This window comes from Pseudomonas sp. B8(2017), from assembly GCF_002113575.1.
GTDB lineage: Bacteria > Pseudomonadota > Gammaproteobacteria > Pseudomonadales > Pseudomonadaceae > Aquipseudomonas > Aquipseudomonas putida_Z.
The window spans coordinates 120,636-132,832 of record NZ_NEIO01000013.1; the positions used below are offsets into that span (position 1 = coordinate 120,636).

At 65.0% G+C, this 12,197-nt stretch carries 10 protein-coding genes; 1 reads left to right on the forward strand and 9 read right to left on the reverse strand.

Annotated features, from left to right (window positions below; all coding sequences use genetic code 11):
- Positions 1 to 106 precede the first annotated feature (106 nt).
- Genes CAG22_RS18695 through CAG22_RS18715 form a run of 5 tightly spaced genes read right to left on the reverse strand, consistent with a single transcriptional unit; the run spans position 107 to position 5,438 of the window.
- On the reverse strand, positions 107 to 1,171 hold the full coding sequence (locus tag CAG22_RS18695; protein WP_230386520.1) for a 2,3-butanediol dehydrogenase: 1,065 nt from the start codon (positions 1,169 to 1,171) through the stop codon (positions 107 to 109).
- 52 nt (positions 1,172 to 1,223) lie between these two features.
- Positions 1,224 to 2,330, reverse strand: coding sequence for an acetoin dehydrogenase dihydrolipoyllysine-residue acetyltransferase subunit (locus CAG22_RS18700; protein ID WP_085705924.1), 1,107 nt, complete (start codon positions 2,328 to 2,330; stop codon positions 1,224 to 1,226).
- Positions 2,327 to 3,349: an alpha-ketoacid dehydrogenase subunit beta gene (locus CAG22_RS18705; protein ID WP_013970705.1), complete on the reverse strand. Its 1,023-nt coding sequence runs from the start codon at positions 3,347 to 3,349 to the stop codon at positions 2,327 to 2,329. Before CAG22_RS18705 ends, CAG22_RS18700 begins: the two co-directional genes overlap by 4 nt.
- 33 nt (positions 3,350 to 3,382) lie before the next feature.
- The gene (locus CAG22_RS18710) at positions 3,383 to 4,360 is read right to left on the reverse strand and encodes a thiamine pyrophosphate-dependent dehydrogenase E1 component subunit alpha (RefSeq protein ID WP_085592049.1); all 978 of its coding nucleotides are present in this window, start codon (positions 4,358 to 4,360) and stop codon (positions 3,383 to 3,385) included.
- Between the two features lie 22 nt (positions 4,361 to 4,382).
- Positions 4,383 to 5,438 carry an ATP-NAD kinase family protein gene (locus CAG22_RS18715; RefSeq protein ID WP_085705925.1) on the reverse strand — a complete coding sequence of 352 codons (1,056 nt, stop codon included), beginning with the start codon at positions 5,436 to 5,438 and terminating at the stop codon, positions 4,383 to 4,385.
- 284 nt (positions 5,439 to 5,722) lie between these two features.
- On the opposite strand from CAG22_RS18715, the gene CAG22_RS18720 reads away from it, so the two are divergent.
- Positions 5,723 to 7,576, forward strand: coding sequence for a sigma-54-dependent Fis family transcriptional regulator (locus tag CAG22_RS18720; RefSeq protein ID WP_085705926.1), 1,854 nt, complete (start codon positions 5,723 to 5,725; stop codon positions 7,574 to 7,576).
- Positions 7,577 to 7,749: 173 nt separating this feature from the next.
- Here CAG22_RS18720 and accC read toward each other — a convergent pair whose 3' ends face one another.
- The 4 genes from accC to CAG22_RS18740 form a co-directional block, all read right to left on the reverse strand.
- Positions 7,750 to 9,105: an acetyl-CoA carboxylase biotin carboxylase subunit gene (gene accC / locus CAG22_RS18725; RefSeq protein WP_003257054.1), complete on the reverse strand. Its 1,356-nt coding sequence runs from the start codon at positions 9,103 to 9,105 to the stop codon at positions 7,750 to 7,752.
- Positions 9,106 to 9,122: 17 nt separating this feature from the next.
- On the reverse strand, positions 9,123 to 9,584 hold the full coding sequence (gene accB / locus CAG22_RS18730; protein WP_075044486.1) for an acetyl-CoA carboxylase biotin carboxyl carrier protein: 462 nt from the start codon (positions 9,582 to 9,584) through the stop codon (positions 9,123 to 9,125).
- A 100-nt stretch (positions 9,585 to 9,684) separates the two neighbouring features.
- The gene (gene aroQ, locus CAG22_RS18735) at positions 9,685 to 10,140 is read right to left on the reverse strand and encodes a type II 3-dehydroquinate dehydratase (protein ID WP_003255330.1); all 456 of its coding nucleotides are present in this window, start codon (positions 10,138 to 10,140) and stop codon (positions 9,685 to 9,687) included.
- Positions 10,141 to 10,319: 179 nt separating this feature from the next.
- A complete protein-coding gene (locus tag CAG22_RS18740) occupies positions 10,320 to 12,092 on the reverse strand; it encodes a protein-disulfide reductase DsbD (RefSeq protein WP_085705940.1) in 1,773 nt (590 codons plus the stop codon).
- Positions 12,093 to 12,197: the final 105 nt, after the last annotated feature.

Sequence of the window (12,197 nt, forward strand, 5' to 3'; positions counted from 1 at the left end):
GAGCGGCTTTAGCCGCGACCACCGGCGAAGCCGGTGCCAGGCACCGGGTTGCCTGCTTCGCGGCTGAACCTGCTCCCACAGGTTCCGTTTTGCCTTTGAGGTGCAATCAGCGCACTCCCGGCGAAACGATGATCTTCACGTTCTCCTCCTTGTTGTTGACCAACTCCTCGAAGCCCAGCTCGACAATCTGCTCCAGCCCGATCCGCCCGGTCACCAGCGGGCGAATGTCCAGCCTGCCGTCAGCGATGAAGGCAATCACATCGGCAAACTCGCCGTTGTACGCCAACGCTCCCAGCACCTGCTTTTCGGTGGACACCAGTTCGAAGAAGTTGAATTCGCTAGGCTCCTCGAATATCCCCACCAACACGCACTTGCCCGCCTTGCGGATGGTGTCGATGGCCAGCTTGGCCGTGTGCTTGTTGCCGATGCATTCAAAACTCACATCCGCCCCCAGCCCGGCAGTCAGCTTGCGGATTTCCGCCAAGGCGTCGCACTGGCTGGGGTCCAGCACCACGCTGGCGCCAACCTCTTTGGCCTTGGCCTTGCGTGCCGAGGACATTTCCAGGGCGATCACCTGCGCCGCGCCTGCCGCCTTGGCACACATGATGGTGCACAAACCGATAGTGCCGGCTCCAACTACCACCACCGTCTGGCCAAGCAGGCTGCCGGCCTTCTTTACCGCATGCATGCCCACCGCCAGCGGTTCGATCAGCGCCCCGGCCTCTGCCGGGAAACCCTGCGGCAGCCGGTACAGCAGGTTGGCGGGCACGTTGACCAGTTCGGCAAAGGCGCCGTTGTTCATCAGGCCGGTGAAGGCCAGGCGCTCGCAGATGTTGTACAGGCCGTGGGTGCAGTAGTAGCAGGTGCCGCAATGCTGGCAGGCGTCCGCAGCCACCGGGTCACCGACGGCAAAACCTTCCACGCCTTCACCCAGCTTGGCGATCTGGCCGCAGAACTCGTGGCCGAGGATGCACTGGCCCTGGATGCCGGTCAGCGGGTGCGGTGCCTCCACCGGGATGAATACCGGGCCGGCGACGTATTCGTGCAGGTCGGAGCCGCAGATGCCGCACCAGTCCACCTTGATCTGCACCCAGCCGGGCGCAGGGTCGGCCGGCAGGGGCACCTGTTCGACGCGAATATCATTGCGGCCATGCCAGACGGCGGCACGCATGTGGGTGTGGCTCAGGTCATTCATTGTTGTTCTCCAGGCTCACGGAAAGGGCTCAGTGCTTGCGCAGGAACGCGAGCAGTTGCTGGTTGACCTGTTCGGCCGCCTCCATCTGCACCATGTGCCCAGCCTCGGGCAGCACCAGCACTTCAGCCTCCAGCCCTTCGGCATGGCTGGCCGGGATGATCGCGTCCTTGCCGCCCCACACCACCTGTGCCGGGTGCTGCCCCAGCACCCCGCGCAGGTCGTGGCGCTGCCGGTCGCCGTCGGCGATGGCCGATGCCAACAGGCGCAACGCGTCGTCCACCCCTTCCAGGCGCTTGAACTTGAGCATGTCCTCCAGCATCTGCCGGGTGACCAGTGCCGGGTCGGCAAACAGCTGCACCATCTGCGGCTTGAGGGCATTGCGGTTGGCGGCAGCGACGAAGCCTTGCAGGTACCGCCCGTTTATCGCCTCGCCCAGCCCGGCACTGGCCACCAGGCTCAGGCTGGCCACCCGCTGCGGCGCCAGGCGCGCCACGTTCAGGCTGACCGCGCCGCCCATGGAGTGGCCGGCCAGGTGGGCCTTGGCGATGTCCAGGTGGTCGAGCAGGGCCAGCACGGTTTCGCTCAACTCATCCAGGTCGCCCCGTTGCAGGGCCTTGGCCGACTCGCCATGGCCCGGCAGGTCGAGGGCGATCACCCGTCGCTCGGCAGCCAGCGCCGGGTGGTTGAACAGCCAGTTGTTGAGGTCGCCGCCAAAACCGTGCACCAACACCAGTGGCGTGCCGCCTTCGCCCAGCTCGAACCAGCGCAGCAGGCGGCCCCCCACTTGCGCCTTCTGCGGGGCCGGCCCCTGGGCCTGGTCGGCGCCACCCTCGGCGACGAATTCGGCCTGGAAGCGCTGCACCACGGCATCGATTTCAGCCTCTTCGGCTTCGCCTTCCACCACCACCGCCAGCAGGGCACCGACCGGCAGGGTTTCATCCGGTTTGGCCACCTGGCGGCGCAACACTCCGCTGAACGGGGCTTCGACGCTGCTGCTGATCTTGTCGGTCTCGACGTCCAGCACCTCGTCGCCCTTGTTGATTTCGTCACCTTCCTGTTTCAGCCAGGTATCCACCCGGCCCTCGGTCATCGACAGGCCCCACTTGGGCATGGTCAGGGTATGGATCTGGCTCATGCGGCACTCCTTGCGGCTTCGATCACTTTGCGTACCGCAGCCTCGATCTTCGCCGCGTCAGGGATGTACAGGTCTTCCAGTGCATCGGAGAACGGCACGGGAGTATGCGGGGCGGTGACCATTTCGATCGGGCCCTTGAGCGCGCCGAAGGCCTTCTGTGCCACCAGCGCGCTGATGTCGGTGGCCATGGAGCAACGCGGGTTGGCTTCGTCGATCACCACCAGGCGGCCGGTCTTTTCCACGCTTTCCAGGATGCTGTCCTCGTCCAGCGGGCTTGTGGTGCGCAGGTCCAGCACCTCGCAGTCGATACCCTGGCGGGCCAGGTTGTTGGCTGCTTCCAGCGCCACATGCACCATGCGGCCATAGGTGACCAGGGTCACGTCGTCACCATCGCGCAGGAAGTTGGCTTCGCCAAACGGCACGGTGTAGACCTCTTCCGGCACCTCGCCTTGCATGCTGTAGAGCAGCTTGTGCTCGCAGAAGATCACCGGGTCGTTGTCGCGGATCGCCTGTATCAACAGGCCCTTGGCATCGTACGGCGAGGACGGGCAGACCACCTTCAGGCCGGGAATGTGCGTCCACAGCGAGGTGAGCATCTGCGAGTGCTGGGCCGCCGCACGCAGGCCGGCGCCGTACATGGTGCGCATCACCAGCGGGGTGACCGCCTTGCCACCGAACATGTAGCGGAACTTGGCGGCCTGGTTGAGGATCTGGTCCAGGCAGCAGCCGGCGAAGTCGACGAACATCAGCTCGCACACCGGGCGCAGGCCCTGGGTGGCAGCACCGACGGCGGCGCCGACGTAGCCGATTTCCGACAGCGGCGCGTCGAGCACGCGCCCCGGGAACTGGTGGTAAAGGCCCTTGGTCACGCCCAGCACGCCACCCCAGGCATCATCTTCGCCGGGGGCACCGGCGCCGCCGGCAACGTCTTCGCCAATGATGAACACCGTGTTGTCGCGGCGCATTTCCTGGGCCAGGGCTTCGTTGATGGCCTGCTGGTAGCTGATCTTTCTTGCCATGGTGATTCTCCTGTTGTTCTTGTAATCCGCGGCTCAGGGGTAGGCGACGTAGACGTCGGTGAGCAGGTCGGCGGGCTGTGGCTTGGGATCGGACTTGGCGCGGCGCACGGCGTCTTCGATCAGGTCCTCGACGCGGGCGTCGATGGCGTCCAGTTGCGCAGCCGTGAGCAGGCCGGCGCGGGTAGTCTTGTTGCGGAACTGCATGAGGCAGTCGCGGGATTCGCGCAGGTTCTTCACTTCGTCCGGGGCGCGGTAGGTTTGTGCATCGCCTTCGAAATGGCCGTAGTAGCGGCTGAGCTTGACCTCGATCAGCGATGGGCCTTGCCCGGAGCGTGCACGTTCGATGGCAGCACCGGCGGCCTCGTACACGGCAAAGAAATCGAAACCGTCGATGGTGACACCGGGCATGCCGAACCCGGCCGCGCGATCGGCGATATGGTCGCAGGCAACCGACCAGGTCGAGGCGGTGGCCTCGGCGTAGCCGTTGTTCTCGGCCACGAAGATGCACGGCAGGTTCATGATCGAGGCCATGTTCATGGCTTCGAACACGGCGCCTTCGTTGGAAGCGCCATCACCGAAGAAGGCCACCGACACATCGTCGCTGCCCTTGATCTTGGCAGCCAGCCCGGCCCCGGCTACCAGCGGTGCACCGGCACCGACGATGCCGTTGGCGCCGAGCATGCCTTTTTCCAGGTCGGCGATATGCATCGAACCGCCCTTGCCACCGCACACGCCGGTCTTCTTGCCGTAGATTTCGGCCATCATGCCGTACACATCCACGCCCTTGGCGATGCAGTGGCCATGGCCACGGTGGGTCGAGGCGATGCAGTCGCTGTCGCGCAGGTGGGCCATGACCCCGGCCGCGGAAGCCTCTTCGCCGGCATACAGGTGGACGAAGCCGGGGATCTCGCCGGTGGCGAACTCCACGTGCAGGCGTTCTTCGAAGGCGCGGATGGTGCGCATCACTTCATAGGCATGCAGCAATTGTTCGGTACTGAGTTGATTGGACATCTTGTTGTTCTCCAGGGTTGTCTCAACACGGGTTTGCAGGGTGCAACCGGTGGCCGCGCGGTACGGCCAGCAGGTGATGGCGGGCGGCATGCGCCAGCACGGCCTCGACATCCACGCTCAACGGGCCTTGGTGATCGAGGGTGATGGTTGGGGTGTCGTGCTCGGCGAATTCGATTTCGCGCTCGCCGTCCAATGCCAGGGTGCCGCTGGCCAGGCTCAGGCGATGGGCTACGCCGGGCGTCAGCGGGCCGCTGGCGGTGATGCCGCAGCCTTGCAGCAGGCCGGGTGCCAGCGGCGCGAGCAGCGCCTGCTCGGCGCCGGGGTTCAGGCGTACCCAGGCGCCGTGCGGGTCCTGGCGCGAGACCGGGCACCACAGGCCGCACAGCGCCGAGAGGCCGATGGCATGGGGTTCGGCGAAACAGGCGAAGACTTCGCAAAGGTCCTCGCTGCGGCTCAGTGCCCGAGCGCCGATGAAGCGCTGGGGCGACACCGCCACCTCCACCAGGGCCCATTCGGCAAGCTGTTGTTCGGGCACCTTCACCAGCAGGCGCTTGTTGCGGCGCAGGCCGATGCTGGCCGGTACCCGGCCGCTGGCAAGCAGGCCGCCGGCCAGACCGGCGCTGGTGGCCTCGCGCAGTTCGGGGAAGGCATTGTTGGTGCCGGTGGACAAGGTCAGCAGCGGTACGTCACCGGCCTCGGCAGCAACTGCCTTGTGGGTGCCGTCGCCGCCGAGCACGGCGATCATCGCCACACCGCGCTCGACCATGCGGCGGGTGGCCAGGCGGGTATCGGCAACGGTCTGGGTCAGCGGCAGGTCGAGTATCTCGATGGCAGGCCAGTGCTGGTCACGGGCGACCGGGCCCTGGCTGGCCTTGAGCACGGCGGCGGCAATGCCGGTCATGTCACTGGGCAGCAGCACCTGACAGATGCCGGTGGCACCGAAGGCGGCCAGCAGGCGCTGGATCGCCGAAGCCTTGTCGGTGCTCGAATAGAGCCCGGCGTTGGCGGTCAGGCGGCGCAGGTCGCGGCCAGAGGCAGGGTTGGCAATGATCCCGATGGTCGGGGCGGGTAGCGGCATGGCGCACCTCGTATTTTTTGTTTGCCAGGGCAGGAGCAAGCGCGGTGCCAGCTTCCTTTAGATTGGCTGAAGTAGCTGCAATAGAGCGGTTTGCTTGCGCTTCGGCAGGGGCTGATGGTTCTGCTGGCGAGACGCCCGGTACCAGCGCGGGGCCGACGTTGCCGAGACGCTGAGACGCTGCGTCTCAAGCCGGCCGGTAATCACGCAGTGCTTGTCGGGGCATGCCCGGAAGCGCTTAATGGCCGGACAACGATAAAAACAGCAACGAGAACCGGAGGGCCTGAATGCTTGCCGCGAACTCCCGAGCCCATGTCGACTGCGTCAGCAGGGTGCTGAAGAATGCCGACCGCCTGCCGCAGGCGCCGGTGCCACCGCTGATTCTCGATTCATGGCGCCGTTCCATGGAGCTGTACCGCCTCGACCCCGGGTCCCAGCAGGGGCCGCGCATCTTGTCCCAAAGCCTGCTCAACGAGTGCCGTGAGCGCGCCGAACTGTTCCTGCGTATCGCCAGCGATGCCGTGGCCCGCCTGCATGAACGGGTGCGCGGTGCCGACTACTGCGTGCTGCTCACCGATGCCTTGGGGCGCACCATCGATTACCGGGTCGAGTCGGCCATCCGCAACGACTGCCGCAAGGCCGGGCTGTACCTGGGCACCTGCTGGTCGGAGGGCGAGGAGGGCACCTGCGGCGTGGCGGCGGTGTTGACCAGCAAGGCGCCGGTCACGGTGCACAAGCGCGACCACTTCCGCGCTGCGTTCATTGGCCTGACCTGTACGGCGGCACCGGTGTTCGACCCGCTGGGCGAGTTGCTGGGCGTGGTGGATGTCTCGGCCTTGCAGTCGCCGGACGACCGCCGCAGCCAGCACCTGATCCGCCAACTGGTCGAGCAGACTGCCCGCGAGATCGAAAATGCCTTTTTCATGCACAGTGCCCAGGGCCATTGGGTGATGCGTGCCCATGGCACGCCGGGCTATGTGGAAAGCCAGCCCGACTACCTGCTGGCCTGGGATGGCGATGGCCGCCTGCAGGCGATCAACAGCCTGGCGCGCCAGCGGCTGGTGGAGCAATTGGGGCGTTTGCCCGAGCACATTGGCGAGCTGTTCGACATGGACCAGCTGCGCCGCGTGAACGCATCGTCCGCTCAACGCCTGCCGGGCCTGGGTGGGCTGTACGGCCGGGTCAGCGCACCCCGCCAGCGCCAGCGTGCGCAGCCGTTGCGCCAGGCCCAGGACGCCCGCATCGAGCAGCATCTGCGCTTGGCCACGCGGGTCAAGGACTGCAACCTGGCGGTGCTTGTGCAAGGCGAGACGGGGGCCGGCAAAGAGGTATTCGCCCGCCAGCTGCATCAGCAAAGCCTGCGTCGCGATGGCCCGTTCGTCACCCTGAACTGCGCGGCCATTCCGGAAAGCCTGATCGAGAGCGAGCTGTTCGGCTATGTGGCCGGGGCCTTCACCGGGGCTTCCAGCAAAGGCATGCAGGGGCTGTTGCAGCAGGCCGATGGCGGCACGCTGTTCCTCGACGAAATCGGCGACATGCCGCTGAACCTGCAAACCCGGTTGCTGCGCGTGCTGGCCGAGGGTGAAGTGGCGCCGCTGGGCGCGGCGCGGCGGGAGCGGGTGGATATCCAGGTGATTTGCGCGACCCACCGCGATTTGGCGGCGATGGTGGAGGATGGGCGTTTTCGTGAGGACCTGTACTTCCGCCTGGCCAATGCCCGCTTCGAGTTGCCGCCGCTGCGCGAGCGTGAGGACCGCTTGGGGTTGATTCACCAGTTGTTGGCCGAGGAGGCCGAGGCCTGCGGGGTCGAGGTGGTGTTGGCGGATGATGCGCTGCAGGCGCTGCTGGTTTACCGCTGGCCGGGGAATTTGCGCCAGCTGCGGCAGGTGTTGCGCTATGCCTGTGCGGTGAGCGAGGGCGGGCGGGTACAGATGCAGGACCTGCCGCAGGAAGTACGCGGCGAGGTGGTCGCTTCGGCAGAAAGCAGCATGTCTTGTCCGGCCCGGCAGTTGCTGCTGGATGCGCTGATCCGCCATCGCTGGAAGCCGGCCGATGCGGCGCGGGCTTTGGGGATATCGCGGGCGACCTTGTACCGGCGGGTGCATGAGCACCACATCGAGATGCCGCGGATGAAGGGGTAGGGCCCGGGGGCTGCTTTGCAGCCCAATCGCCGGCAAGCCAGCTCCCACCTCGACCGCATAGACCTCAAGCCGTGTGCAATCCCTGTGGGAGCTGGCTTGCCGGCGATGAGGCCCTGACAGGCAATAAAAAACCCCGGCACAAGTCCGGGGTTTCGGTACATCACACTACGCGATCACTCCTGGCTAGCCAGTTTGTGCTCGAGGTAGTGAATGTTGACGCCGCCTTTGCAGAAACCTTCATCACGCACCAGGTCGCGGTGCAGCGGGATGTTGGTCTTGATGCCGTCGACGACGATCTCGTCCAGGGCATTGCGCATGCGCGCCATGGCTTCGTCGCGGTCCTTGCCGTAGGTGATCAGCTTGCCGATCAGCGAGTCGTAGTTCGGCGGAACCGAGTAACCGCTGTACAGGTGCGAATCCACACGCACGCCGTTGCCGCCCGGGGCGTGGAAGTGCTTCACCTTGCCTGGGCTCGGGATGAACTTCTTCGGGTCTTCGGCGTTGATACGGCATTCCAGCGCATGGCCACGGATGACCACGTCTTCCTGGCGGAACGACAGCTTGTTGCCAGCGGCGATGCTCAGCATCTCCTTGACGATGTCGATACCGGTCACCATCTCCGACACCGGGTGCTCAACCTGCACGCGGGTGTTCATCTCGATGAAGTAGAAGCGGCCGTTCTCGTACAGGAACTCGAAAGTACCCGCACCACGGTAGCCGATCTCGATGCACGCATCGACGCAGCGCTTGAACACTTCCTGACGGGCTTTCTCGTCGATGCCTGGGGCTGGCGCTTCTTCCAGTACCTTCTGGTGACGGCGCTGCAGCGAGCAGTCACGGTCGCCCAGGTGGATGGCGTTGCCCTGGCCGTCGGACAGTACCTGTACTTCCACGTGACGTGGGTTGGTCAGGAACTTCTCCAGGTAGACCATCGGGTTGCCGAAGGCTGCACCGGCTTCGGTACGGGTGAGCTTGGCCGAGGAAATCAGGTCCTCTTCCTTGTGCACCACGCGCATGCCGCGACCACCACCGCCACCGGCGGCCTTGATGATCACCGGGTAGCCGACGTCACGGGCAATCGCCAGGGCGACTTCTTCATCTTCCGGCAGCGGGCCATCGGAGCCCGGCACGGTCGGTACGCCCGACTTGATCATCGCGTCCTTGGCCGAAACCTTGTCGCCCATCAGGCGAATGGTGTCGGCTTTCGGGCCGATGAAGGCGAAACCGGATTTTTCCACCTGCTCGGCGAAGTCGGCGTTTTCCGCCAGGAAGCCGTAGCCCGGGTGGATCGCGGTGGCGCCGGTCACTTCGGCGGCAGCGATGATCGCCGGGATATGCAGGTAGGAATCCTTGGACGATGCAGGGCCGATGCAGACCGACTCGTCTGCCAGGCCCAGGTGCATCAGTTCACGGTCGGCAGTGGAGTGCACGGCGACGGTCTTGATGCCCAGCTCTTTGCAGGCACGCAGGATCCGCAGGGCAATTTCCCCGCGGTTGGCGATCAGGACTTTTTCGAGCTTCCCAGACATCGTTGGCTCTCCGCGATTCAAACGACGGTGAACAGCGGCTGGTCGAACTCAACCGGCTGGCCGTCTTCTACCAGGATGGCGTCGATGACACCGCCAACATCGGCTTCGATGTGGTTCATCATCTTCATGGCTTCGACGATGCACAGGGTGTCGCCTTTCTTCACGCTCTGGCCAACTTCAGCGAAGTTCGGCGAGGTCGGCGAAGGCTTGCGGTAGAAGGTACCTACCATCGGCGAGCGGATCACGGTGCCTTTCAGGGCCGGGGCAGCGGCAGCGGCTTCAGCGGCCGGAGCGGCAGCGGCGACCGGGGCAGCAACAGGGGCAGCGGCTACCGGAGCCGGTGCGAAGTACTGCTGGGCAGCTGGGGTCTTGCTGTGACGGCTGATACGGACCGACTCTTCGCCTTCCTTGATCTCCAGTTCGTCGATGCCAGACTCTTCCAGCAGCTCGATCAGTTTCTTGACTTTACGGATATCCATTAATCATCAACTCCCAAAGGTTCGGTCAGGGGGCGAAATACAAAAAAACGTATCTGAAACGTTTCTCTCGAACCCTGGCCCACTGAGGCCAGGGTTTTCATCATTTGGGCTGTGCGTTGGCAGCCAGTTGTTCCAGCGCGGACTCCAGGGCCAGGCGATAACCGCTGGCGCCCAGGCCGCAAATCACCCCTACGGCAACATCGGAAAAGTAGGAGTGGTGGCGGAACGGTTCGCGTTTGTGCACGTTGGACAAGTGCACTTCGATGAATGGGATGCTCACCGCAAGCAATGCGTCACGTAATGCGACGCTTGTGTGGGTGAAAGCAGCCGGATTGATCAGGATGAAGTCCACACCCTCGTTGCGTGCGGCGTGAATGCGGTCGATCAGTTCGTATTCGGCGTTGCTCTGCAGGTACTGCAGATGGTGGCCTGCGGCGCGGGCACGTTGCTCCAGGTCCTGGTTGATCTGGGCCAGGGTCACGGCGCCGTAGTGGCCAGGCTCGCGGGTACCGAGCAGGTTGAGGTTGGGGCCGTGGAGCACCAGTAGCGTTGCCATCTGCGGATTCCTTGGATTTGTAGGGCAATTCGACACAGCGCGGCGAGTGTGCCGTAAAGCGACGGCAAGTGTCCAGTTCCCGGCAATAGCCAGCACGATGTCCGAGGTTCGCGCGAAGTATGTGACCAAATAATTAAATTCGGTCACTGATTTCAGGATTTTTCACAGCTCGCGGGAAGTTATAGACCGACTTTGCCGCGCACGCGTGTCAGAATTTGCGCGAATTCACCGGCATCTATCTCGCCAATGACCCGATCAGCGGTTATTTCGCTACCGTTCGCGGCAAAGAACAACAGGGCGGGAGGGCCGAACAGCTGGTAGCGGTCGAGCAGGCTGCGTTGTTCGGCATTGCTTTCGGTGATGTCGAAACGCAGCAGCTTGAAGCCAGCCAGTTGCGCTTGCACCTGCGGGGCGGTGAGCACCTCGCGCTCGATCACCTTGCAGCTGATGCACCAGTCGGCGTACCAGTCCAGCAGTACCGGCTGGCCGGCCGCCTTGGCCTGGGCCAGGGCTGCGTCCAGTGCGGCGGGGGTAGTGATGGTCTGCCAGCTATCCGCCTGCACCGCCGGCCCGTTGCCGGTGGCCACAAGGGTTGCCGGCGGCAGCGGGCGCAGTGGGTCGCCGTGGCCGCTGAGGGCGCCGTACCAGCAGGCCAGGGCGTACACCAGCAAGGCCAGGCCGAGCAGTTGGGCCAGGCGCTGGCGCGCGGTCTTGACGACAAATTCGAGGGCACCGAGGAACAGCGCCACGCCAGCGGCGAGGAAACCGACCAGCAGCAAGGTCAGCGGGCCTGGCAGCACACGGCTGAGCAAGCCGATGGCCAAGCCCAGCAGCAGGACGCCGATGGCGTTCTTCACCGTGTTCAGCCAAGGGCCGCTTTTCGGTAGCCACGCCGCGCCACCGGTAGCCACCAGTAGCAATGGTGCGCCCATGCCCAGGCCCAGGGCGAACAGCTTGAGTGCGCCGCCCAGGGCATCGCCGCTGGCGCTGATGTACAGCAACGCACCGGCCAGCGGCGCCGACACACAGGGCGAAACCAGCAGGCTGGAGAGTACGCCCAGTATTGCCGCGCCCAGCAGCGAGCCGCCCCGGGTGTGGCTGGCGACATTGTTCAGGCGGTTGCTCAGGGCTTGCGGCAGTTTCAGTTCGAACAGGCCGAACATGGCCAGGGCGAACACCACGAAGAACAGCGCGAAGGGCACCAGCACCCAGGCCGACTGCAGGCGCGCCTGCAGGTTCAGGCCGGCGCCGAACAACCCCATCAGGGCGCCGAGTACCGCGAAGCTGGCTGCCATCGGCAGCACGTAGGCCAGCGACAGCGCCAGCCCGCGCAGGCCGCCGGCCTGGCCACGCAGCACCACGCCGGAGAGGATCGGCAGCATCGGCAGCACGCAGGGGGTGAACGTCAGGCCCACCCCGGCGAGGAAGAACAGCAGCAGCGACTTCCAGGTCCAGGCGTGTTCAGCGCTGGCCGGGGTGCTTGCGCCGCCTTCGCCATCAATGCTCAGGCGTGCGGTTTCCGGGGGGTAGCACAGGCCTTTGTCGGCGCAGCCCTGGTAGCCCACCAGCAGGGTGAAGGCACGCGGGTCGTTGCGCGGCAGCTCGATATCCAGGACGCCGTGGTATACCTCGACATCGCCGAAGAACTCATCGTGCTTGGCCTCGCCCTTGGGGATGTTTGGTGTGCCCAGGGCAATGTCGGCCGGTTCGGTGCGGAACTGGAATCGGTGGCGATAGAGGTAGTAGCCGTCGGTAGCGACGAAGCGCAGTTTGATGGTTTGCGCATCGGCCTGGACCAGACTGAGCTTGAAGGCCTCGTGTACCGGCAGGAAGTCGGCGTTGTTGGCCAGCGAAGCTGCGCCGAGGGTGGCGCTGGGGCGGTTGTCGAGCAGGCCTGTGGCGAAGGCAGGGCTGGCCAGCAGCAGGAACAGCAGGAAAAACAGGCGGCGCATGGCGGACTCGCGAGGTGGAACGTGCTGGGCATGATAGCGGAGTTGGTGCAGGTTGGGGCCATGCTGGTGGCGGGGGCGACACATGGCCGCTGGCTCATGTGCTGC

Bases quoted from the DNA above. Each gene is read 5' to 3' on its own strand.
- CAG22_RS18695 (WP_230386520.1), bottom strand. From the start codon at position 1,171: ATGCGTGCCGCCGTCTGGCATGGCCGCAATGATATTCGCGTCGAACAG.
- CAG22_RS18700 (WP_085705924.1), bottom strand. From the start codon at position 2,330: ATGAGCCAGATCCATACCCTGACCATGCCCAAGTGGGGCCTGTCGATG.
- CAG22_RS18705 (WP_013970705.1), bottom strand. From the start codon at position 3,349: ATGGCAAGAAAGATCAGCTACCAGCAGGCCATCAACGAAGCCCTGGCC.
- CAG22_RS18710 (WP_085592049.1), bottom strand. From the start codon at position 4,360: ATGTCCAATCAACTCAGTACCGAACAATTGCTGCATGCCTATGAAGTG.
- CAG22_RS18715 (WP_085705925.1), bottom strand. From the start codon at position 5,438: ATGCCGCTACCCGCCCCGACCATCGGGATCATTGCCAACCCTGCCTCT.
- CAG22_RS18720 (WP_085705926.1), top strand. From the start codon at position 5,723: ATGCTTGCCGCGAACTCCCGAGCCCATGTCGACTGCGTCAGCAGGGTG.
- accC (WP_003257054.1), bottom strand. From the start codon at position 9,105: ATGTCTGGGAAGCTCGAAAAAGTCCTGATCGCCAACCGCGGGGAAATT.
- accB (WP_075044486.1), bottom strand. From the start codon at position 9,584: ATGGATATCCGTAAAGTCAAGAAACTGATCGAGCTGCTGGAAGAGTCT.
- aroQ (WP_003255330.1), bottom strand. From the start codon at position 10,140: ATGGCAACGCTACTGGTGCTCCACGGCCCCAACCTCAACCTGCTCGGT.
- CAG22_RS18740 (WP_085705940.1), bottom strand. From the start codon at position 12,092: ATGCGCCGCCTGTTTTTCCTGCTGTTCCTGCTGCTGGCCAGCCCTGCC.